At 32.6% G+C, this 24,804-nt stretch carries 17 protein-coding genes and 2 pseudogenes; 1 reads left to right on the top strand and 18 read right to left on the bottom strand.

Annotated features, from left to right (window positions below; genetic code table 11):
* Positions 1-138 precede the first annotated feature (138 nt).
* Positions 139-888, top strand: coding sequence for a SagB/ThcOx family dehydrogenase (locus tag N4T77_RS06100; RefSeq protein ID WP_261670868.1), 750 nt, complete (start codon positions 139-141; stop codon positions 886-888).
* Between the two features lie 73 nt (positions 889-961).
* Here the strand turns inward: N4T77_RS06100 and N4T77_RS06105 are convergent, their stop codons facing one another.
* The 18 genes and pseudogenes from N4T77_RS06105 to N4T77_RS06190 form a co-directional block, all read right to left on the bottom strand.
* Entirely contained in the window at positions 962-1,177 is a 216-nt protein-coding gene (locus N4T77_RS06105; RefSeq protein WP_261670869.1) for a heavy-metal-associated domain-containing protein, read from the bottom strand.
* A gap of 141 nt (positions 1,178-1,318) precedes the next feature.
* On the bottom strand, positions 1,319-2,566 hold the full coding sequence (locus N4T77_RS06110) for a pitrilysin family protein (RefSeq protein WP_261670870.1): 1,248 nt from the start codon (positions 2,564-2,566) through the stop codon (positions 1,319-1,321).
* 197 nt (positions 2,567-2,763) lie between these two features.
* A complete protein-coding gene (locus tag N4T77_RS06115; protein WP_261670871.1) occupies positions 2,764-4,602 on the bottom strand; it encodes an APC family permease in 1,839 nt (612 codons plus the stop codon).
* 224 nt (positions 4,603-4,826) lie between these two features.
* The gene (locus N4T77_RS06120; protein WP_261670872.1) at positions 4,827-5,402 is read right to left on the bottom strand and encodes a DJ-1 family glyoxalase III; all 576 of its coding nucleotides are present in this window, start codon (positions 5,400-5,402) and stop codon (positions 4,827-4,829) included.
* Between the two features lie 20 nt (positions 5,403-5,422).
* Positions 5,423-5,599 carry a DUF4083 family protein gene (locus tag N4T77_RS06125; protein ID WP_261670873.1) on the bottom strand — a complete coding sequence of 59 codons (177 nt, stop codon included), beginning with the start codon at positions 5,597-5,599 and terminating at the stop codon, positions 5,423-5,425.
* Between the two features lie 145 nt (positions 5,600-5,744).
* Positions 5,745-7,235 carry a glycerol kinase GlpK gene (gene glpK / locus N4T77_RS06130; RefSeq protein ID WP_261670874.1) on the bottom strand — a complete coding sequence of 497 codons (1,491 nt, stop codon included), beginning with the start codon at positions 7,233-7,235 and terminating at the stop codon, positions 5,745-5,747.
* A 152-nt stretch (positions 7,236-7,387) separates the two neighbouring features.
* Positions 7,388-7,951, bottom strand: a complete 564-nt coding sequence (locus N4T77_RS06135; protein ID WP_261670875.1) for a glycerol-3-phosphate responsive antiterminator — start codon at positions 7,949-7,951, stop codon at positions 7,388-7,390.
* Between the two features lie 115 nt (positions 7,952-8,066).
* Positions 8,067-8,771 carry an MIP/aquaporin family protein gene (locus N4T77_RS06140; RefSeq protein WP_261670876.1) on the bottom strand — a complete coding sequence of 235 codons (705 nt, stop codon included), beginning with the start codon at positions 8,769-8,771 and terminating at the stop codon, positions 8,067-8,069.
* Between the two features lie 258 nt (positions 8,772-9,029).
* Positions 9,030-11,909 carry a DNA topoisomerase IV subunit A gene (locus tag N4T77_RS06145; protein WP_261670877.1) on the bottom strand — a complete coding sequence of 960 codons (2,880 nt, stop codon included), beginning with the start codon at positions 11,907-11,909 and terminating at the stop codon, positions 9,030-9,032.
* A 17-nt stretch (positions 11,910-11,926) separates the two neighbouring features.
* Positions 11,927-12,322 (bottom strand): annotated as a pseudogene (locus tag N4T77_RS06150) (DNA topoisomerase IV subunit B); the annotation flags it as partial.
* Between the two features lie 11 nt (positions 12,323-12,333).
* Positions 12,334-13,167, bottom strand: coding sequence for an LAGLIDADG family homing endonuclease (locus N4T77_RS06155; protein WP_261670878.1), 834 nt, complete (start codon positions 13,165-13,167; stop codon positions 12,334-12,336).
* A 342-nt stretch (positions 13,168-13,509) separates the two neighbouring features.
* A pseudogene (locus tag N4T77_RS06160) lies at positions 13,510-15,069 on the bottom strand (type IIA DNA topoisomerase subunit B); the annotation flags it as partial.
* A 355-nt stretch (positions 15,070-15,424) separates the two neighbouring features.
* Entirely contained in the window at positions 15,425-15,799 is a 375-nt protein-coding gene (locus N4T77_RS06165; protein WP_261670879.1) for a hypothetical protein, read from the bottom strand.
* Between the two features lie 134 nt (positions 15,800-15,933).
* Positions 15,934-16,995, bottom strand: coding sequence for a tRNA 2-selenouridine(34) synthase MnmH (gene mnmH / locus N4T77_RS06170; RefSeq protein ID WP_261670880.1), 1,062 nt, complete (start codon positions 16,993-16,995; stop codon positions 15,934-15,936).
* 355 nt (positions 16,996-17,350) lie between these two features.
* Positions 17,351-18,703 (bottom strand): APC family permease, encoded by a 1,353-nt coding sequence (locus tag N4T77_RS06175; protein ID WP_261670881.1) that lies wholly within the window; start codon positions 18,701-18,703, stop codon positions 17,351-17,353.
* A 229-nt stretch (positions 18,704-18,932) separates the two neighbouring features.
* The gene (locus N4T77_RS06180) at positions 18,933-20,294 is read right to left on the bottom strand and encodes a sigma-54 dependent transcriptional regulator (RefSeq protein WP_261670882.1); all 1,362 of its coding nucleotides are present in this window, start codon (positions 20,292-20,294) and stop codon (positions 18,933-18,935) included.
* Between the two features lie 245 nt (positions 20,295-20,539).
* Positions 20,540-22,411 (bottom strand): molecular chaperone HtpG, encoded by a 1,872-nt coding sequence (gene htpG / locus N4T77_RS06185; RefSeq protein ID WP_261670883.1) that lies wholly within the window; start codon positions 22,409-22,411, stop codon positions 20,540-20,542.
* A 215-nt stretch (positions 22,412-22,626) separates the two neighbouring features.
* Positions 22,627-24,642: a methyl-accepting chemotaxis protein gene (locus N4T77_RS06190; RefSeq protein WP_261670884.1), complete on the bottom strand. Its 2,016-nt coding sequence runs from the start codon at positions 24,640-24,642 to the stop codon at positions 22,627-22,629.
* Positions 24,643-24,804 lie beyond the last annotated feature (162 nt).

Below are 24,804 nucleotides of genomic sequence, written 5' to 3' on the forward strand. Positions count from 1 at the left end.
TACCATGTTAACAATAATATTGATTAATAAATAAATCATCTTTTTATTTATAATATGGAAATTTATTACTATAGTGGTATAATACAAATATAATATGTATTACTAGTAAATAATAAAATAGAAAGGTGGATGGTACCTATGAATAAAGAAACTTTAAAAAATTTTTTAAAAGCAGATGCCTTTGAAGAATTAAAACAGATTGAAACAGACCAAGATAAGGAATTACCTCAACCAGCTGTTCAAAAGAGCTGTCCAGCTTCACCTAAATTAATAGACTTAGTTTCTGCTGATGCCTTTGAGTGTGGTTCTATGAGCGTCTTGGATTCTCTAAAATTCAGAAAAAGTAGAAGAGTTTTTTCAGAAGATACTTTAACTATAGAAGAATTATCCTATCTTCTATGGAGCGCTCAAGGAGTTAAGAAAATAGTGAATAAAGGTTATGCAACTTTAAGAACAGTACCTTCTGCTGGTGCTAGACATTCCTTTGAGACTTATCTGGCAGTATTAAATGTAGAAGGCTTGGAAAAAGGAATTTATAGATACTTACCCTTAGAACATAAATTACTATTTTTATACTCTGACAATAACCTTGCAGATAAGCTTAATTCTGCTGTTTTAAACCAAAAGTTTGTATCAAACAGTGCAGTAACTTTTATATGGTCTACTATTCCTTACAGAATGGAGTGGAGATATAGTATAGCTTCCGCTAAACTTATTGCTATAGATGCTGGTCATGTGTGCGAAAATATTTACCTTGCAGCAGAATCCATAAATGCTGGTACCTGTGCTATAGCTGCTTATGATCAAGATCAAATGGATAGACTGATTGGTGTAGATGGAAACAATGAATTCACTATCTATTTAGCTGCAGTAGGAAAAGTAAAGTAAGTCTGTGTAGATTATAGGCTGCTGAAATGCAGAATTAATTGGGGCAAATGCCCCATTTGCTAAAGATTGCTAGTTATATCTTCTCTATATCTGTTACTTCATAACCAGTGTCATCTACTGCCTCTTTAATTTTATTATCATCTATACTGGTTCTGCTTTCTACAAATGCAGTTTCTGTTCTTAAATCTATGTTTACTGAGGTTACCCCAGGGAGCTCTACCAATGCATCATGAACCTGTCTTACGCACTTCATACAGCTCATTCCCTCAATAGTTAATATCTTTTTCATTTTTATTCGCCCCTTTTTATTGTATTTTTAAATAATAGTTTTATCCAATTTTACAGGTTTTATAACAATTTACAATGTATTACTATAATATTATTTTTGTTATAACTCTGTTCCAAGGAACTATTATAATCACCTAGCCCTTTAACCTTTTGTTATAATTTGTATAGTTGGATTTATTAATACCTTCCTTATAACCTCTAGTATATTTTCCTCACTAATACTTTGTAATCCATCAACCTCCTCATAAATCCTTTCTGCTCTATCATACATAAGCTCATAGGTAGTAAGCTCCTTGCATAGCTGAATGGACTTTTCCAGTTTAAGCTGTCTTTTAAGCTTGATATTTTTGCTTAATTCTTTTATTCTCTCTTCATTAAAATATCCCTTTAATTTTTTTAATTCTTCAATCTTATTACCTATAATATCCAAGGCCTTTTGCACTTTATCCTCTGAAGTTCCTAGATTAATGGTGAAAATTTTAATTCCTCTTTCGTTTTTTATGTAGCTCCCTACATCGTAGGCAAGAGCATTTTTGGTTCTTATCTCCTCGAAAAGTACACTGCTTGTTCCCTCTCCGAAGGCAGCATTAAACAAAGTTAAAGCCTTTAATTCATTTTCTTCTAGTTCTTCAATATTAAATAAGTACTGAATTTTAGCTCCTCCTATAGATCCTGATTTTTCTTCAAATATCCCTGCCATATTCCTTTCCATCTTTATGTTACTTTTACTCTTATCTATATTTGTAGAGATTACCTCATTTTTTCCTAACCACTGTCCAAAATATTCTTTTACCACTGACAATATCTGCTCACAGCTTAAAGAAGAACATACACTTATAACGCAATTTTCTGGAACATAATACTTTTGATAAAAATCTTTTATATGCTTTAAGGTAATAGACTTCACACTTTCTTCAGTTCCTATTATCAAATTTTTTATTCTCTTATTATTGAAGGCATTATAAAGAAGGCTGTCTTCACAATGCTGATATATGTCATCCTTCCACTCCTTAAGTTCTTCTAATATAATGTTCATCTCTTCTTTAAAACCATCTTTTCTAAAAGCAGGATTTAAAACTATATCTGAATAAAGTTCAAAACCTGCTTTAAAATCCTCTGATAGAGAAGTTCCATAATATATAACATAGGGAAAGTTGGTCATAGCATTCTCAAAGCCAAATATTTTGTCGCATAGGTTATTTATTTCTTTTTCACTTCTTGTTTTTGTTCCTTTTGATACCATATGCTCTACAGCATGAGCAGTTCCTAATGGAAATTCATCAGTCTCCTCTATAGCTCCACCGTTAAAGCCTATACAAAAGGATGTTATGCCTGCTGGGCGATGTTCATAAATTAATTTCACTCCATTATCTAATATGTATTTATTCAAATTCATTTCCACCTCTCTAAATCAAAAATAAAATAAGCACCAGTATCTATACCAGTGCTTATCTTCTCTATATAACAAGGGGACTCATTATATTGTTTTTCCTAAGCTGCTTACCTAGGTCACTTATTATTATAAATGATAATTGTTACATATTTGTGTCGTCACTGTTACATATTTGTTTACTTTTTAGCAAAACCTTATTCTTCTATTATATAAGGTATAGTAACCATGGCAATATTTCTCCTTCTAAGCAGCATGGTTTTAACCAGTAGTGCTGTTTGATTATGAAGTATATTTCCCCACCACTTTGTAACTACAAACTGCGGCATTACAACGGTTATTGTATCCATCGGTCCTGCTGCATATTCTTCAGACTCTATAAACTTAACTAAAGGTCCAACTATATTCCTATATGGAGACTTTTTAACAACTATAGGTATACCTACTCCATATTCCTCCCACTTCTTAAGAAGTTTTTCTGTACACTCTTCATCTACAGATACGTGGAAGACAATTATATTTTCTGACATAGTTCTGGCATAGTTTAATGCCTTTAAAAAAGACTTATTTAAAGTATCTATAGGAACTATAACGTATCTTTTTTGCTCCGCTAAATCTACTGCCTTTGGTCTTTCATAAACAGTAAGCCTTAACTGTTCAGCAACATGGATGTAGTGAGCCCTAATCTTTAACATTGTAGTCACAAATATAGGTATTAATATACACACAATCCATGCTCCATGAAAGAACTTTGTTACTCCAATTATTATTACAGTGATAAAAGTCACCAATGCCCCTAGCCCATTTACAAAGGCCTTATGTCTCCAGCCCTTTTTCTTTTCTGTAACCCACTTAGTAAACATTCCAGTTTGAGATAAGGTAAAGGATACAAATACACCTACAGCATATAGAGGCATAAGAAGGTGTGTATCTCCTCTAAATAGTATTACTAGGATAGATGCTAAAACTGCTAAAACTATAATACCATTAGAAAATCCTAGTCTCTTACCTCTTTTTGTAAACTGTCTTGGTACAAAGCCATCTTTAGCCATAAGAGCTAAAAGTAATGGAAGTCCTGCAAAGGCAGTGTTTGCTGCCATTATTAATATTATTGCAGTAGTTGCCTGGATTACATAGAACATAAAACCTGTACCAAATACCTGAGCAGCTATTTGAGCAATAACTGTAACCTCTGAATTTGGAACTGCGTGATATAAGGTAGCTAAATAAGATAATCCGCCAAATATCATTAAAACAATAGATGCAAGTAAGCCTAAAACTATTTTTGCATTTTTCTGTGCTGGCTCTTTAAAGCTTGGTATACCGTTACTTACAGCTTCTATACCTGTTAAAGCAGTACACCCGGAAGCAAATGCTTTAAGAAATAGTATAATTGTTATATCCCCTGTCACCTTAGGAACTTCATATAAGGTTTGAGGAGTATAGCCAAATACAAATACTTTAACAACCCCTGTAACTATCATAGCTAGTACCGAAATCATAAAGAAGTAAGTAGGAATACCAAAAATTTTTGAGGATTCTCTTATTCCTCTAAGGTTTCCTATGGTCATAAGCAATATAAGCCCTAAGGTTATAGAGATCTTATGGGTTAATAATGATGGAAAAGCAGATGTTATTGCCGCCGTTCCTGCACTGGTACTTACTGCAACGGTTAATATATAGTCAATAGTAAGTGCTCCGCCAGCAACCAGCCCTGGCACTGTTCCCAGATTTTCTTTAGCAACTATATAAGCCCCTCCACCATTTGGATAACTGTCTATAGTTTGTCTATAAGAAAATACTAACATAAACATAAGAAATACTATACATAGAGCAGCATAGAACATATATCTATATGACATTAGCCCTATAATAGGTACAAGTACCCACAAGATTTCCTCTCCTGCATAAGCTACTGAAGATATAGCATCACTAGATAAAATAGGCAGCCCCCAAAACTTATTGAACTTTTCATCCTTCAATTCCTCCGTTTTTAAGGTTCTGCCTATGAGTAGTCTTCCTAATTTAAATTCCATTTTCCACACCTCTAAATATTAATTTTTTATAAACTTTTAAGGTATGGAATGATTATATACCATCCTAAATTTATTTCATAATCCTATTTTTTATGTTTTTAGCTTGTTTTAAGTCAGTTATCTCCAATTAAAGGTATAGGTTTGTTCTTTATAAATCTTAATCAAAGTTTCTAGCTATAGGTCTATTATCAGCATTTTCAAAACTTTACAATTAATGTTTTCTATTATTCATTTATTAGCTTATTCTGCACAAAAGTTATGAGCATAGCCTCTTTAAGCTGTTCTACAGTTTCTTTATCTGTTAAGTTCTCTAATATTTTAAAGGAAAAATCCATAGCAGTTGCAGGTCCTCTACTAGTTATAATGTTGCCATCTTGAACTACAATCTCTTCACAATATCTTATATCTCCTAGTTCTCCTTCGTAGCCAGGATAAGATGTAACTTTCTTGCCAGTTAATACTCCTGCTCTACCTAGAACTATTGGTCCTGCACATATTGCAGCTATGATTTTATTATCACTATTAAACTTCTTAACAAGCTCAATTACCTTTTCACTATCTCTAAGATTAGCAGCTCCAGGCATACCTCCTGGAATAACTAATACATCATATTTGTGGAAATCAACCTTTTCTAATAGGCTATTAGCTTTTACATGTATGCTGTGGGAACCTAGAACTTCAGCATCCTCATTTATTGAACAAGTAATGCAGTGTACTCCTCCTCTTCTTAAAACATCTACTACCGTAAGAGCTTCCACTTCCTCAAAACCCTTTGCTAGTAAAACTATTGCCTTTTTCATGTAGATCTCTCCTTTTTAAATTATATTTTTTCCTTTTCTAGCAATTGTAATATGCTATTTAGCTTTTTTTCTATATTAGCTACAGAATTAGAAATATTTATTATAGATTTAACTACTTTTACTATAATAAATATTATACCAATTAGTATAGCAAAGTTAATAATTGTGACGATAAACTGACTAAAATTAATCTCCATGCTGAAACCTCCATTCACTATGTTATTTAATATATACTAAGCATATCATAAAATAGTTAATTAATTACAAAACTCTTGTTAAACCTAAAAACAAAAAGGACGTAACTTAAGGTATCCCTCTAAGTTACGTCCACATCATAGACTATTATTTAGCCCATCCCATAGATCTCTTAACAGCTTCATGCCATCCTTTTAATAATTCTTCTCTTCTTTCATCAGCCATATTTGACTCAAAATTCTTAGATATAGCCCAATTCTTAGCTACCTCATCTCTATCCTTCCAGTATCCTACAGCAATACCAGCAAGATAAGCTGCACCTAATGCAGTAGTTTCAATAACCTCTGGTCTATCTACCTGTACTCCTAATACATCAGATTGGAACTGCATTAAGAAGTTGTTTGCTGATGCTCCTCCATCTACCTTTAATGCCTTAAGTTCTATTCCCGAATCCTCCTGCATAGCCTTTAATACATCATAAGTTTGATATGCTAATGATTCTACCGTAGCCCTTATAAAATGCTCCTTTTTAGTTCCTCTAGTTAAACCAACAATAGTTCCTCTAGCATACTGATCCCAGTATGGTGCACCTATTCCAACGAAGGCTGGAACCATATAAACTCCATTTGTATCTTCTACAGCTGTACAGTATTTTTCTGTCTCAGATGCTGATTTTATCATTCTAAGCTCATCTCTTAACCATTGAATAGAAGCTCCTCCAATAAATATACTTCCTTCAAGGGCATATTCAACTTTTCCATCTATACCAACAGCTATGGTTGTTAAAAGTCCATTCTTAGACTCAACTGCTTTTTCTCCTGTGTTCATAAGAAGGAAACATCCTGTACCATAAGTATTTTTGGCTGTTCCTGGTTTAAAGCAAGTTTGTCCGAATAATGCAGCTTGTTGATCTCCTGCATCTCCTGCTATTGGAATTGATGTGTTAAATAATGCATGATCAGTCTCTCCATAAACACAGCTTGAAGGTTTTACTTCTGGAAGCATTGATTCTGGTATATCAAAAATCTCTAATAGTTCCTTATCCCACTTTAATTCATGTATATTGAATAGCATTGTTCTTGATGCATTTGTATAGTCTGTCACATGAACTTTTCCTTTTGTTAGGTTCCAAATAAGCCATGTATCTACGTTACCAAATACAAGATTTCCTTTTTCAGCTTCTCTTCTTGCTCCTGGTACATTATCAAGTATCCATTTTACTTTAGTAGCTGAAAAATATGCATCCAAAATCAAACCAGTTTTATCTTTAATAACTTTATCTATACCTTTTTCCCTTAACTCATCACAAATGCCTGCTGTTCTTCTACACTGCCATACTATTGCATTATAAACTGGTAGGCCTGTTCTTCTGTCCCAAACTACTGTAGTTTCCCTTTGGTTTGTAATACCTATGGCTGAAATATCCTCAGCACTTATATTAGCTTTAAATAATGCTTCTGTTGCCACGCTGAACTGAGTTGCCCATATTTCCATTGGATCATGTTCTACCCATCCAGCTTCTGGATATATTTGCTTAAACTCTTTTTGTGCTGAACTAACAACTAAACCTCTTTCATTAAATAAGATACATCTTGAACTAGTTGTTCCTTGGTCTAATGCCATAATATATTTTGCCATTTTACACCCTCCAATATTAATAACGTTTTCACTTATTTTATCAGTGTTGATTTCTAATAATCCCTATACAAAACTTAATAAAGAAGAAATCAACACCTAAACCTTTTATAGCAATAATACTCAGTTATTATTTTTAAAACAATTTAAAATACTTATAATTCCCATAACTCCTGTTCAGTAGTAGATATAGCAATAGCTCCTGCTGCAAGGGAATCCATAACATCCTTCTTATTTTTAATAAGGCCGCCTGCTATAATATCAGTCCTAACTTCCTTATTTAAAAAGCTTATTATTTTACTTGCAACCCCAGGCATTACTTCTACTGCATTAGGCTTTATATCTAGAATGTTTTTTATCCCTGTTTTTAAAGAAAGTGAATCTATAACAAAAATTCTTTGTATAGTGTACATTCCTAGTGCATTACCATATTTAATATTTGAAGTTTTAGTACTTATTATTCCATCCGGCTTGACATATTCCTTCACATATTTGATTCCTGCAGAATCTCCTCTTAGCCCCTCGATAAGATCCACATGAATAAATACAGTTTTTTTATTTTCCTTAAGACGTTGACATATCTTTGGAATAGTTAAAATGTCACCGTATAGTACAAAAACTATACTTGCTTTACTTTTAAAAACCTTTTCTAACTCTTTGTTATCTCTTATAGCTGCTATGATGGGATTTTCCATCAACATTTCTCTTAACATATTCATATTCAGCACCCCTTTTAATTATATTCTATTCTTTAGTATATCCTATAATTTTATCACTTTTGAATCTTCTTGCAAGGGTATGATGCTGATGTAATAATTTTAGGTAATTTGTTTATTAAAACACTGCTACAAATGCTAGTGCTGCTAAAACGCCTCCTACAACTGGTCCTAAAATTGGAACCCAAGAGTATGCCCAATCAGAATCTCCTTTTCCTGCTATTGGTAATATAGCATGAGCTATTCTTGGACCTAAATCTCTAGCTGGGTTTAATGCATATCCTGTTGGTCCTCCTAGGGATAAACCTAATGCCCAAATTAATCCACCTACAACAAAAGTTGATAGTCCCTCAGCTGGTTTTTGTGTACCTATTCCTAATATAGCGAATACTAATAACGCTGTTGCAATTACTTCTGTTAAAAAGTTAGCTCCATAGCTTCTAATAGCAGGACCTGTGCAGAATATTCCAAGCTTTGCACCCTTGTCCTCTGTTTCCTTCCAATGAGGAAGATAAGTTAACCATACTAAAGCTGCTCCAACAATTGCTCCTAACATTTGTGCTATTATATAGCCAGGAACTTGAGCCCATGAGAATTTACCTATAGCTGCTAAAGCTATTGTAAGTGCTGGGTTAAAGTGTGCACCACTTACACTTCCAAATATGAACGCTGGTATCATTACCGCTAAAGCCCAGCCAGTTGTTATAACTATCCATCCGCTATTTTCTCCCTTACTTTTCTTAAGTAAGACGTTTGCTACAACTCCATCTCCTAAAAGTATCAGGATCATTGTTCCAATGAACTCCGCCATTAAACTTGACATAACATTCCCTCCCAAAATATATATTTAATTTTTAATGTAAATATTGGTAATCGATTACATTAAGACCAATTTTTAAGGCTTGTACTAGCACAAAAGGCCACACTTAAAAAAGTACACTAACATACCCTTTTAAATGCGGCTCTCTAATTCTCTGCCTCAATATTAACATTATAGTTTAATTATAATTACCTGTTCTACAATTTGCAACAGTTTTTTATCTGAAAATTTGGTTAACTTTTTAACAATTTCATATTAATATTATAACTTTATTTCAGTTATTACATCATCCATAACTACAAGCATTAAGCTTTTCCCTCTTCCTGCTCTATTCTGAATCTTAAGTTCCCTAATATTTATCTTTCCTTCACTACCCTTTTCTGACTTTAGCATAAATACCCTATCTTTATCCTTTTCACTCTGAAGTATATCAGCGTAAATTACTTCATCGTCATCCTTAAGGCTTATACCAGTTACTCCTGATGCAATTTTACCCATATAACTTACGCTCTCTCCTGAAAATCTTATAGCCATAGCCTTTTTAGTTATTAAAACAACCTCTTCCTCGCCATTCTTAACATACTTAATACCTATTAATGTATCTTTATCACTTTTAAATTTATAGCATAAAGTTTTTAAGTAGTCTCCGTCAAATTCACTTAAGGCTGTTTTCTTTACCATACCCTTACTTGTAAAAAAGTAAATACTTGAGGCTTCATTAAAGTTATCTACTGAAAGCATACTTATTATGTTCTTTCTGTCCATATCCTCCCAAAGCTCATTTATACTTACACCCTTTTTATCTAAATTTTGAAGCATCACTGCTGGTATGGAGTATACCATACCGTCCTTAGAAAAAATTAAAATTCTACTTGCTGTGTTGGTTAAAGTGCTAATTGCTCTGCCAGATTGCTGTCTTTCAGAAACCTTAATTACACCTAACTTATCTATAGATATACTAAAGCTTCTATGAAGAGCTTCATTAACAAATTCTATCTTAACTACTCTATCTTTTGAAGGTAAGGTAAATAGCTGAGTACCTATTATATTTCTGTCTACAGACTCAATTTTTGGCTCTTCTACAGTAAAATACAATCCCTTTTCAGTGATTACATTTATAAATCTTTCATCCCTATTTTTATCAAATAACCTAACATCTATTAAGTTTTCCTCTGCTTTAAGCTTAAGGGCCATAATTTTTGTATAGTTTGTTATAAATTTATCTATGCTCGTCTTTTTCATAACTCCAGTGCTGGTAAAGAACATAAAATCTTTCTCATCTGAAAAGCTAGAAATAGGATGAACTGCTATAATTCTCTCCTGAGCTAAATCCAAACCTCTTATTAAGGAGTCTAACCTTTCTCCCTTTTCCTTCCACTTAAATTCAGGAATATTTACCCCTTTAAGCTGATACATATTTCCTTTATCGGTAAAGAACATTAAAATATCCTTAGTATTTGAATTTATAAGGAGTTTATTATAATCTCCTTCTCTATATTCTATGTCCTCCACTTCCACATTAGAACGGTTATATGTCTTCAGCGGAATTCTTTTAATAAAACCTTCATTAGACATAGTTACTACTATATCCTCTTCTACTATAAGCTCTTCTATATCAATCTTCGCTTCCTCATCATTTTCAACTATAGCTGTTTTTCTACTGTCACCATATTTTCCTTTTACTTCCAGAAGCTCTTTTTTTATAACCTTTAAAAGTTCTTTTTCACTTCCTAGTATTTTGTTAAGTCTTCTTATTTCCTTCTCTAATTCTTTATATTCCTTTTCAAAGGCTACAATTTCAAGTCCCGTAAGCCTATAAAGCATAAGCTCTAATATTGCCTCTGCTTGAACTTCAGTAAAGCTGAATTTTTCCATCAAGTTATTGGCTGCATCTTTTTTAGATTTTGAAGCCCTTATAGTTTCTATAATCTGATCCATTATTCCTATGGCTTTTATGAATCCTTCAATTACATGAAATCTTTTTTCAGCTATCTGTAATTCTCTTTCGGATCTTTTTGTAACAACTATCTTTTGGTGATTTATGTAGTGCTGTAGTATTGACTTTAACCCCAAGGTCTGAGGTTTTCCTTCCGCTATGGCAACCATATTAAAGGAAATATTACACTGTAAATCCGTTCTCTTAAATAGGTATTTAAGAACCTTATCAGCAGTTTCCTCATCAGCAGATTTCTTAAACTCTATTACTGCTCTAATTCCAGTTCTATCCGATTCGTCTCTAATATCAGAAATAGCTTCCAATGCTTTTGAGTGTTTTTTATCTGCAGTCATTTCTGAAATAATTTGAAGAAGCTTTGCCTTGCTTCTTCTAAAAGGAAACTCTGTTATAACTATTCCAACTCTTCCGTTTTCTAGTTTCTCTATTAAAGTTTTTGCTCTTAAAGTAACCCTTCCTTCTCCTGTTTCGTAGGCAGAAATTAAAGAATTCTTTCCTATTAAAATCCCCCCTGTAGGAAGATCTGGTCCCTTTACATACTCCATTAGTTCCTTGGTGTTTAGCTCTGGGTTATCGATTGCTGCAATAGTTGCATCTATTACTTCACCTAAATTATGGGGTGGTATATTGGTGGCAAGTCCTACCGCTATACCAAAGGCTCCATTTACAAGAAGATTAGGATACCTTGCTGGCAAAACCTCAGGTTCTTTTTCTGAGTTAGAGTAGTTATCTACCATATTAACTACTCCCTTTTCTATGTCTCTTATCATTTCCATTGCAATAGGCGTAAGTCTCGCTTCAGTGTAACGCATCGCCGCAGCACTATCTCCATCCATACTTCCAAAGTTTCCTTGTCCATCTATCAATGGTTTTCTTGTATTGAAATCTTGAGCTAATATAACCATGGCATCATATACTGATGTATCTCCATGTGGATGATATTTACCTAATATGTCCCCTACTATTCTTGCTGACTTGTAGTAAGGTTTATCTGGAAAAGCCTTAAGCATATAGGAACCATATACTATTCTCCTATGTACTGGCTTTAATCCATCCCTTACATCCGGAAGTGCTCTGTCTTTAGCTACTTCTACTGCATAAGGAAGATAGTTCTCTGGCATAGCTTCTTCAATAGAAACTTTTACTATATTATTATCACGTGGAATTACTGTCTGCTTTTTCGCCATTATACTAATTCCTCCCTTTAAAACTCTGCGTATTTATACATATAACTTTTTCTTGGTGCTACTACGTCTCCCATAAGCAATGACACCATTTTTTCTGCCTTTGCTGCATCTTCTATGGTTATTTGATGTAGAGTTCTTGTCTCAGGATTTAATGTAGTTTCCCAAAGCTGCTCTGCATTCATTTCCCCAAGGCCTTTGTATCTTTGAAGTAATGCACCTTTTCCTACTTCTTTCATTGCCTTTTCTAACTCATCATTACTGTAAGCATATTTTAGTATTTCTTTACCTTTTGCCTGTTTATACACTTTGTATAGTGGTGGTTGAGCTAAATAAAGATGCCCATTTGCAATCAATGGTCTCATATACCTGTATATATATGTCATCCATAATGTTCTAATGTGGTACCCGTCTACCTGTTACTACCCTATCTTTCGATATATTTGCATAAGTCTAGATATTTATTATATTTTCTTTCTAAATACACTGAGGAATCTGCATATAAAATGCTTAATACATCTTTAACTTGATGATTTCCTCCTATATTCATATAAAAAGCATTATGTCTAGTTTTAATGACAACCCTTTTATTAAAAAACTTTCTAATACCATCTATTATTTCTTTTGTTCCTGTAAAACTTAATTGATAACTAAAATGATCATATTTTTTATCTTGTGAACAATAAATAGTACCATCTCCATCAAAATATCCTCTTATAAAATGTCTAATTAAATTATTTGGTACTATAAGCTCATTTGGAAAACTTAAATTCTTAGTTTTATTTTCTATAACACCTAATTTTTTCAAATCCACTACTGTTTTCTGACTTGTCAAAAGTATCTTAGTAAATCTCCCATTAGAATTATATCCACTACCAATATATGTCTTGATAGGATTTGTAGCTTCTATATGGGTTTTAAATTTATACAGATGACTTTCATCAATAGCACTTAATGTTATTCCTAACTTTTGGCTATTCGAGTCTCGTTTTGACTCTATAAACCCATCTGCATATATAAAGCCAAGCCAGTAGGCCTTAATCTCATTGTCTATCTGCTCAAAAAAGTTTTCATTATGTGTATATTTTCTACTATTTAAGGTGTTATCCCTAATACTTATTCCACTTTTTCTCAAAACTTTAGATAAGTATGCCTTACAGTGTGTAGATTCTTTTTCCATCTGCCTGAGTGTTTTTCCAGATAAATAATCATTAATTATCTTATTAAGTTCTTCACTAGATAGTTGATACTTTCCTCCCATTCGCACACCTCCATATCGGTGGTAGCTTTCATTTAATCACTAATATATAAATATTTTCTAGACTTATAGGGCATAGATCATATCATCATCTTCAATAGAAACTGAAGAGCCTTGCGCTTCGGATTTCTCCTACTCCCATGCCTGGGATGATCGTTGAACGTTCTCCTTTTTAAGAAGCTTCGCTGCGTGGTTACCCAATCTTTAATCTTTTTACTATACCTCGGTAATTACTCCTCGCCATCCATATGTCACTATATGAACTTAGTAATTAAAGCTCTAAGGGATTTCCCGCAATTCACAAGGTTATCACTATGCAATTACTTGCATAGGGGACAATAGTTTATCCGCATCTGACATTATAATTATCTTATCATACTTCAAATCACTTTCATCATAGTTATCCAATACTCCTGTACCTATAGCTGTATTGAATATCTTAAGTTCTTCACTGCCAAGTACGTTCTCCAGCTTTTGCTTTTCTGTATTCATAATCTTACCTTTAGAAGGCATAATTGTCTGGAACCTTCTATCTCTAGCCTGTTTTGCAGACCCCCCTGCTGAATCTCCCTCAACTACAATAAATTCACATACAGAAGGATCTTTCAAGGTACATACTGCTATTTTTCCTGCAAGTGGTGCAGCACCTTTTCCTATTTTCTTTTTCTCTGCTTCATTTATCTTTTTTATCTTCTCCCGTCTTGCTGCCGCTTCTACTGCGTTATTTATTATACTTGCTGCAGTATCCTTACTATCCTCTATCCACTCTGAAAATTTAGTATAAGCCAAATCATTCATCATGGTATAGGCTTCTGTATTTCCAAGCTTTGTTTTCGTTTGACCTTCAAATATAGGATTGCTTATCTTAATTCTGACTATGGCTGTCATACCTTCTCTTAAGTCATCGCCTTCAAATTCCTTATCTTTTTCCTTAACTAGATTGAGTTTTTTAGCCCATTCCTTAAAAGCTCTAGTCATACCAGTTTTAAATCCGCTTTCGTGAGTCCCTGATTCTGTGGTAGGAATATTATTTACATAACTAGCTATATATTCTGTAGTAGAGTCGGTAAACTGGATACAGACCTCTCCATACATATTTAAACCATTTACTTCTCTTTCACCTTCAAAGAGTATCGGTGGAGTGTGAAGAACAGTTTTGCTTTCGTTTAAATAGTCTATAAAATCTAAAAGCCCTCTTTCTGAATGATACTCCTTCTCCACTATTTCATCTTTTCTAGTATCAATAAGCTTTAGCCTTATACCTTTATTTTGGAAAGCCAGCTCTTGAAGTCTTTCATCTATTACTTCAAACTTAAATTCTGAAGCTCCGAAAACCTCTTTATCTGGCATAAAGGTTATCTTTGTGCCAGTTTCTTCTGTTTCCCCTACTACTTTAAGGGTAGTTACCGGTGTTCCCGGCATTTCTCTTTTAACAGTTTTATCATAAGCATACTCAAATCTCTGTCTATGAATTTTGCCATTTTGCTTTACCTCAACCTCCAGCCACTTTGAAAGAGCATTAACTACTGCTGCTCCAACTCCGTGAAGTCCTCCAGAGGTTTTATAAATATCATTATTAAATTTTCCTCCAGTGTGAAGCTCTGTAAAAACCATTTCTACACCAGACTTTTTCTTTGTAGGGTGTATTCCAGTGGGTATTCCTCTGCCATTATCTATAACAGTTACACTTTTATCCTTATTTAATATAATTGTGGCCTTATCTCCAAAGCCATTGGATATTTCATCAATAGCGTTATCCAATATCTCCCATATGCAGTGATGAAGACCTTTGCTTCCTGTAGAACCTATGTACATCCCCGGTCTTATTCGGACAGGCTCTAATTTTTCTAAGGAAGTTAAGGCTGTGACATCATAAACCTGCACTTGTTCTTCTCTTTGTTCCATAACCGTCCTCCAAACTTTTTAGATTAGTCATTTAAATAATTATATAAACATTATTAAGTTTTTATATGAAAGATTCTAAACTTAATTTCAGTTTGTTAAATAATATTTAATTTATCCATTTTGTCACTATTATAACAGAAAAAAAAATCAAAAACAAATGTTCTCATAAATTAAAATTGTTACTTTCCAGACTTTCATTGATTATACAGTAGAATCCACTAGTTTTCAAATTTATAAGCTAAATAATTATTAAAACAAAATAAAGCTAAACTCCTTATAAATATGAGTTTAGCTTGTTTTTTTAGGTGATAAACTTTTTTCCTAGATATATCTTGTTAGCATTTCTGTGGCCATCCTATTCCTTTTTTGTTAACAATGCTGCAGCTATCCTTATAACACATCTTATATTGTCGTCATCAATGACTCTTCTAAAATTCAACTCTGTCAGTGCTTCCTTTGCAAGCTGTAGAGCCTTATCTTCTTTTGTGGCGTTATCCTCATTTTTATAGTTATCTTCCACATAGGTTACAGCCTTTGAAACCAATCTTAATATGCTTTTTACGTTATCTGGTGTTCTTTCTTCCTGTCCCAGGGAGTTCAATATGCTGTGGGTTATGCCGAAATAATCTTCATTAAACTTATGCCCCTTTTCCTTTAAAAGGTATAAAAGATATCCAACTCCAACAACTAAAAGAACAACAAAAACATATTGAATAACTATATAAGTCATAATTCTCCCTCCTTATATATTACTGCAAATACCTTGTTACTATCTTTATATGCAGAGTTTATATAAGAGGGACTACCTTTATGTCTTGTCTTTGTAAAATTTTAATATATCATTGAAAAGTAGACAGGTATCAATTATTCCACAGTAAGTGCAGCTTCCTTAACACTTAAGTCAATAAGCTCTCTGCTCCACTGGATTATCTTACTGCAAGCTTCCTCTATACTTTGAACCTCTAAAGTTAAATCCCAATCATATTTATTATTTTCATACATTGGATCATAATATTTCACCATTAACTCCTTAATTACCCAATCATAGTTAAAAGCTTCTACTTCACTTATATACTTATCAATATTTTTGTCACTAATGTATCTTCTGAGTTTATTTAAAGCTTCTATAAGCTCAGAATTGCCACTTTCAACGTAATCCTCTGTAATGTTTTTTACTCTAAAATCTATATCACCGGTTACTCTTATGTGCTTTCCCTCTACCATCTTTGAAAAAATGAAATCAGCCATAATTATTTTGCCTATTCTTTTACTTTCACCTTCCACAAAGACTAAGTTACCTTTTCTTTTCTTTAGGCTTTCATAAACAAGACTTTCAAACTGTTTTTGGCTATACTGTTCTCCAAGTCCTACACTACCTAAGAGAGAGCCTCTGTGATTTGCACAACCTTCTAAATCTAAGGTATCATATCCTTGTTCTGATAAGGTTTTTAACATCTTAGTTTTTCCCATACCTGTATTACCATGAATTACTACAAACCTTATCTCTTCCATTACCTCTGGCAATTTCTTATTTATATAGGATCTATATCCCTTATATCCACCCTCTAACTTATAAACCCTTAACCCTAATGCAGTTAGAAGCGAAACTATAGATCCACTTCTCATACCACCTCTTGCACAAAAGAATACTAATGATTTATATTTCTTGTGAAGTTCATTTATTTTTTCATATATTGCAGGCAGCTTCTTTGCAACTGCCTCTACTCCCATTTTTTTAGCCTTTTCAACACTTTCCTGTACATAAGTAGTGCCTATACTCTTTCTCTCTTCATCATCAAAAAGAGGTATATTAATTGCTCCAGGTATAGTGGAATTCGTAAATTCTTCTGGACTTCTTACATCAATTAAAACATAATTACCATCATTCTTATCTTCATCAATTTGAGAATACTCTATAGTTTTCATTAAAAGCATACTATTTACCTACCATTCTATTTTTTATATATAAACATTTACTTATAACTAATACATAATCCAACTATTCATTATTTAAAACTTATTCACCCTACAGCAACTATAACACATCAAAAAACACCCTCCTCTGCTGAAAGGTGTTTATGAAGGTAAATTAAAGTCTATAACTATTATATTAGTAATATATTTATTATGCAAATTTTATTTATTGTAAAAAAATCTAAATCTATGAACAAAATTGTGGTGAATAAAATCACGGTTTTTTACTTGGCCAGTTAGTAAGATAATTGCAAAAAAATACCTTCTATTTCTAGAAAGTATTTTTTGACTAGTAACAAATCTATATTTAGGCATCTAATGAAATTTTTTCGTTAACTTGAGATTTCTTAATATGTGCATAAATAGGTAGTCCTATTAAAGTAAGTCCTATTCCAAACAATGCATTCATTGTTCCTGTTAATAAAGTACTTACAACAACATATAACGCTCCAACTAAACCTATTAAAGGAACTATTGGATATAATGGAACCTTATATGAATTTTCTGTTATTAAATGTTTGAATTTTTTTCTTAATACAAATACTCCAGCTATACCAAGAATAAAGAATAACCACATAGCAAAAGTAGCCAAGTTAGTTAAAGCTTCAAAAGAACCAGATAAAGCATATGCAGCCGCAAGTACACTTTGGAATATAACTGCATTTGCAGGTGTAGCTGACTTTTCACTTAACTTTCCAAAGAAACCTTTAAATACAAATAAATTATCTGCAGCCATAGCATAAGGCATTCTTCCACCAGTCATTATAAATGCACTTAAGCATCCAGTAATAGATATTAAAATTCCAGCTGCAATAAGTTTTGCACCTATTGGTCCAAATAATATAACAGAAGCATCTGTAGCTGCTTTTTGTGATGCAGCAACTTGTTCTACTGGCATTGTGTTTATTATAGCTAGGTTAACACCTAGATATGCTATAGTAATAATCGTTAATCCAAGTATTATTGCTTTAGGTAAGTCTTTAGCAGGGTTTTTCATTTCTCCTGCCATATTCGCTACAGCAATCCATCCCTCGTAAGCGAATAAAACTCCAAGTAACGCAGCTCCAAATCCTGCTCCAGTACTAGCTGATGTTGTAAGTGGAGTAAAGTCATGAACCTTTCCCATTGCAAGACCAGCAATAATAATGACACCTATTGGTACTAGTTTTCCTATTGTAAATAAAGATGCAAATTTAGCACTAAATTTTGCTGAAATAAGGTTTACAGCAGTTAAAAAGGCAATTATCCCTACTGCAACAATTTTTTGTCCTGTTGGTGATATATCAATAAAACTTGTGCATTGTGTTGCAAAAACTACTGCTAATGCAGCACTCATTCCTGGATAATAAATAACAGTTTGCATCCATCCAAGTAAAAACGCCCATTTTTCTCCATATAGGTCCTTTAAATAAGCAAATAGTCCACCGGCCTTTGGTATAGCTGAGCCTATTTCTGCGATAGTAAGTGCTCCTGTTACAGTTATTATACATCCAACTACCCAAGCAAGTATTCCAAGACCTGGCGCTCCTGCATTCTTAAAAACTGCTGATGGCTTGAAAAAAACTCCACTACCTATAACTATACCAACTACAAGCAATGTAGCTTGCATCATATTGATATCCCTTTTTAGAGCAGTTGTGTTTTCTTTTGATTTTTCCATTGTAGTCTCCCCCTTGTTTATATTTTTTTATTTGTTTTATTTGTGTTTTCACTATATTATAATAGCAATTTCCGTGCCACTACTCTTTCACTATAAATAAAACTTTAGAATATAGATTTTACCTATTGTTTTCATGGATATGTATTTTTTTGCATAAATAAAAGTGAATTTTTTTTCACTTTTACCGTGAAAAAAAATTCACTTTATAATAATCTTAAATAATGAAACTTTACTTTATGTCGTACTCAGCAATCTTATTAAATAATTGTCTTTTGCTTATTTGAAGGCATTCTGCTGCTTTTGATATATTTCCCTCACATTTATCTAAAATCTTAACAATATAATCTTTCTCAATATCTTTTCTAAAGTCTCTTAAGGACACTACATCCTCCACTTTGCTAACATCACTTATAGTAGTTTTCTTCCTTTGGGGCAAGTCCTCAAATCTTATAACACCGTTTTCAGACAAAACAACTAACCTCTCAATTATATTTCTCAATTCTCTTATATTCCCTGGATAGTTGTATGACAGTAAGAATTCTATAACATCCTTTTCTACCTTAACTATTTTTTTCTTTTGTTCTTTTTCACATTTCCTTAAGAAAAATTCTATAAGCATATTTAAATCTTCTTTTCTCTCTCTTAGAGGAGGTACTTCTAATATTATAGTGTTAATTCTATAAAATAAATCCTCCCTAAAAACGCCTTCTATAATTGCATTTTCTAGGTCTTTATTGGTAGCAGAGATAAGCCTTATATCTACATTTATGCTTTTATTACTTCCAAGCATCTCAATGGTTCTAGACTCCAAAACCCTTAAAAGTTTTATTTGTACATTTACAGGCATTTCTCCAATCTCATCTAAGAATAATGTTCCTCCGTTAGCCTGCTGGAATCTTCCTATTCTTCTTTCAAGTGCACCAGTAAAGGACCCCTTCTCGTGTCCAAAAAGTTCTGACTCTAGCAAATTTTCAGATAAAGCTTGGCAGTTTACAGCAACAAAATGTTGTTGTCTTCTTTCACTTATTTCATGAACATATCTAGCTAAAACCTCTTTTCCTACACCTGATTCACCGGTAATAAGTATATTTACATTGCTTTGTGCTGCCTTTCTTACTATATTTAGTATATCTTTATATTTTTCATTGTAAGTTTGCAAAATATAACTTGTACTATTTTGCTGGTTTCTTAAAAATTCATTCTCATATTTTAACTTCCAGAACTTCCTGATTTTTTCAATCTCCATTAACAATTCTTCTGCACCATTATCTCTAACAAAGTAGCTGAAAGCTCCTTTTTTCATTGCTTGTACCGCTGTCTCAATGGAGCCATAGCTTGTTAAGATTATTACTTCTATATTAGAAAAATCCTTTTTTATCTTTTCAGTAAGTTCAATTCCATTCATTTCTGGCATTCTTAGTCCTGTAATTACCAAATTGTAACTTTCTTGCTTAAGCTTTCTCACAGCTTCTGTTCCTGATAGGACTATTTCTGAATTATAATCTTTTTCATCTAATAACTTTTTCATTGAATTTAGATAATCCACTTCATCATCTACAATTAATATCTTAAAATTGTCCTTAAAGTTCAAAGTATCTCCTCCTGTTTATGTAGCTAATCAATTAGTTTTTATACTTAATTATGACATATTTATTAGAATATTTCATTTATTTTTTCAAATAAAGCCCAATTTATTTTAAAATTATAGTTACATAAGATTACATTACAATTTTTCAACGATATACCATATAGTACAATTTAAACTGGATAACTTAACTCAATAAATAAATATAAAAAAGCCACTTTCATTGAGTATCTTTGAAAGTGGCTTTTTCTCTATTTCATTATCTTACATATATTGTTTGTAAACTCTAATGGATCATTTATTGGCAATCCTTCAATAAGTAACGCTTGATTATACAATAAATCTGTATATAAATTTAACTTATTCTTATCATTTTCATAAGCTTCCTTTAAGGATTCAAATACATCATGATTTACGTTTATTTCTAAAACTTTATCTGCCTTTATATTTTGGTTATTAGGCATGGAGTTTAGTACCTTTTCCATTTCAATTGTAAGTTCACCATCGTTTGATAAACATACTGGATGATTTTTCAATCTTTTTGATGCTCTAACATCTTTTACTTTACCTGATAAAATACTTTTCATACTTTCAAAGAGCTCTTTGCTCTCTTCGTTATCTGCATTTTCCTTTTCTTCTACTTCAATACCTAAATCAGAACTGGATACAGATTTGAATTCCTTATCTTTATACTTCATTATCATTCGTACAGCAAATTCGTCTACATCATCAGTAAAGTATAAAATTTCATATCCTTTGTCTAATACAAGTTCTGTCTGAGGCATTTTCTCTATTCTTTCATTTGACTCTCCTGAAGCATAATAAATATACTTTTGTTCTTCTGGCATTCTAGAAACATATTCTTCTAAGGTAACCATCTTTTTCTCCTTTGACGAATAGAACATCAATAGATCTTGTAAGATATCCTTGTTACTGCCAAAGTCACTATATATACCATACTTTAATTGTCTTCCAAAGGATTTATAGAACTCCTCATACTTATCTCTTTCATTTTTCAATAGATTTTCTAATTCATTTTTTATCTTAGTTTTTATGTTTTTAGCAATAAGTTTTAACTGCCTATCATGCTGCAGCATCTCTCTAGATATGTTAAGAGATAAGTCTTCTGAGTCTACTATTCCTTTTACAAACCCGAAGTAGTCAGGTAGCAAGTCAGAGCACTTATTCATTATTAAAACACCATTTGAATATAACTCCAATCCTTTTTCATACTCTTTAGTATAGAAATCGTATGGCATTTTTTCTGGAATAAATAGGATCGCGTTATAACTTACTGCTCCATCTACACTAATATGAATATGCTTTACTGGATTATCAAAGCCGTAGTGCTTTTCTGAGTAGAAATTGTTATAATCCTCCTCTGTAAGCTCATTCTTATTCTTTCTCCATATAGGAACCATACTGTTTACAGTCTGTTCCTCTGTGTATTCCTCATACTCTTTTTCACTGCCTTCTTTAAGCCTACTTCTAGTAACATCCATTTTTATAGGATATCTAATAAAGTCAGAGTATTTCTTTATAATTGATTTTAGTCTATATTCTTCTAGATATTCATCAAAATTTTCATCCTCTGTATTTTCTTTTATCTTAAGTATAATATCTGTGCCAAAGGAGTTTCTTTCACAAGGTTCTATGGTATAGCCTTCTACTCCTTTAGATTCCCATTTATAGGCTTCATCACTTCCGAAGGCTCTACTTATAACAGTAACAGTGTCAGCTACCATAAAGGCAGAATAGAATCCTACACCGAACTGTCCAATTATATCATATCCATCTTTTAAATCATTTTCTTTTTTAAATTTTAAAGACCCACTTTTTGCTATAACCCCTAGGTGGTCGTCTAGTTCCTCTTTTGTCATGCCAATACCGGTGTCTGAAATCTTTAATATTCTATTTTCCTTATCACAGCTCACCCTAATATAATAGTTATCTTTATCAAAGCTCAAGGAGTCATCTGTTAATGCTTTATAGTAAATCTTGTCAATTGCATCACTGGCATTAGAAATGAGCTCTCTTAGAAAAATTTCCCTATGGGTATAGATTGAATTAATCATAAGATCCAGCAGTCTTTTAGATTCTGCTTTAAACTGTTTTGTTTCCAAGTAAATCTCCCCTCTCATGATAATTATTAGCACTGTCTTCTCTTGAGTGCTAAGTCCTATTTTTTTATATAACATATTTTCAATTTTATGTCAACAGGTTTTACTATTTGTCTCTACCCTTAATATATATCAAAAAGACCTAGAAATGTTACATTTCTAGGTCCCAATAAACTTTAATGATTATAATAATTTTTCTTGATTAATTTGCTATTGAATTATTTTATCCTAAACTGGCCTAACTCCTCTTCCAAGCCTTGAGATAAGCTTTGAAGTTCCGTAGCATTTTTGGTAAATTCACACATCATAGCGGTGATCTCTTCTATAGAAGCATTCACTTCCTCTGTAGAAGAAGCAGTTTCTTCAGAAACAGCAGATATACTCTCTACTTGACTTACAATAACACCCTTTTGATCATTAATAGTTAAAATACTACTTCTTATCTGACCTGCCATGGAGATTAAACTATTTATTGAGCGGTAGATTTTATTAAATATTTCTGTAGTCTCTTCAACAGTCTTACCTTGATCTGTTATCATAGTACTTGCTTCTTCCATTGCCTTTACTGCTGTTGAAGACTTCGATTTAATAGCTTCTACTATAACCTTTATCTCGTCAGTAGATTTTCTTGACTGTTCCGCTAATTTTCTAATTTCATCTGCTACAACAGCGAATCCCTTACCAGCCTCTCCTGCACGTGCAGCCTCTATGCTTGCATTTAAAGATAAGAGGTTTGTCTGGTCAGTAATTTGTGTAATAGTATCAGAAATCTTGTTAATTTCCTGTGTACTTACATTCATATCTTCTATTATTTCTGTAACAGTTACTGCTGAAACCTTAGTTTCATCTGATTTATCAGCAAGAACTTGAACCATTTGTAATCCTTTATTGCTAAGCTCCTGTGCACTACTAGATAGTTCGTTCATTTCCTCTGTAGCTTCAGCAATGTTATCTAAGCCTTGTGCTAACTGTTCCATTCCAAAAGCTACTTCCTGGGTACTTGAAGCCTGCTGTGTTGCACCTTGAGAAATTTCTTCAATAGCCCTTGATATTTCCTCAACAGAAGCAGTAGTTTCCTCTGACATAGCACTTAGATTAGATGATGTGTCAAGTACAACTTTTGATGAATTCTCCACTCCTACCATCATTTCTCTTATGTTCTTTGTCATCAAATTAAAGTCCTTTGATAGTTTTCCTAGTTCATCCTTAGATTTTACGTCAGCTAGAGTGACTAAATCTCCTCCTGAAGCTACATTCATAGAATGACTTAATTTATTTATATTGTTAGATATTGCTCTGCTTATAAGAATAGACAGAAGTACACTTAATGCTGATGTTACAAGTACCAATATAAAAGTTAAAAGTCTTATTTCTGCTGTATCCTTGGTCAGTTCACTTTCATTTAATGCAGCAAATATCTTCCAGTTTGTAGTTTCATTTGTAGTATATACTCCAAATTTTCTATTTCCTTCATATTTATAGTTTGTAAATCCCTCTTTATTCTTTGAAGCCTGATCCCATAAACTCAACTTTTTAATAGTATCAGTTCCAATTAATTTTTTATCTGGATGAACTACAGCAATACCACTTTCATTAGTTACCATTATGTATCCGTCGTCTCCGACCTTTACATTTGATAGGTTTTCCGTAAACTTAGAGAGTGTAATATCCATAGAAACAACTCCAATTGCTTTACCTTCTTTAACAATAGCCTTTGCAACAGATATAACAAATTCTCCACTGCTAACATCCTTATAAGGCTCTGTGTATATTACTCTATCTGGAGTGTCTATAGCTTCTTTATACCAAGGTCTTTCTTTATAATTATATCCTTCTGCCAATTTAACTTCAGGATAGGTTGTAAAGTGTCCACCCTCAGTTCCAAAGTAAACACTTATTATATCATTATCACTTTCTTGAACATCTTTAATACTATATTTAGCATACTTAAAAGAATCTTCATTTTCCGTATTATCAACGTTTACTAGGTTTGCATTAACAGATAATACCTTTACTTGATTCCCCATAGCATCAAAGTAATTATCTATGCCTCTATTAATCTCCTTTAGAGTCTGCATACTTGTAACTTCAAGTTTCTTTTCTAATACATTTTTAGATTTGAAGTAAGATGTAACTCCTAACAAAATCACGGGAATTAAGCAAATCGCTACCATGGTTACAATTAATTTACTTTTTATTGTGTTTAGCATTAAATTTACCTTTAACCTTTTCATAGTTAACTCAACTCTCCATCTACAATTTATAGTTTACAATTTTACTCTATAATTATATAACATTTTTTTACAACCTTCAACACAAATTGACATTTTTCTCGAACGATAATATGAAAAAGAGCCTTTCCCTAAATTAGGAAAGACTCTTCACCAATATCACAA

This window comes from Clostridium sp. CX1 (assembly GCF_025398335.1).
Taxonomy (GTDB): Bacteria; Bacillota; Clostridia; order Clostridiales; family Clostridiaceae; genus Clostridium_AM; species Clostridium_AM tanneri.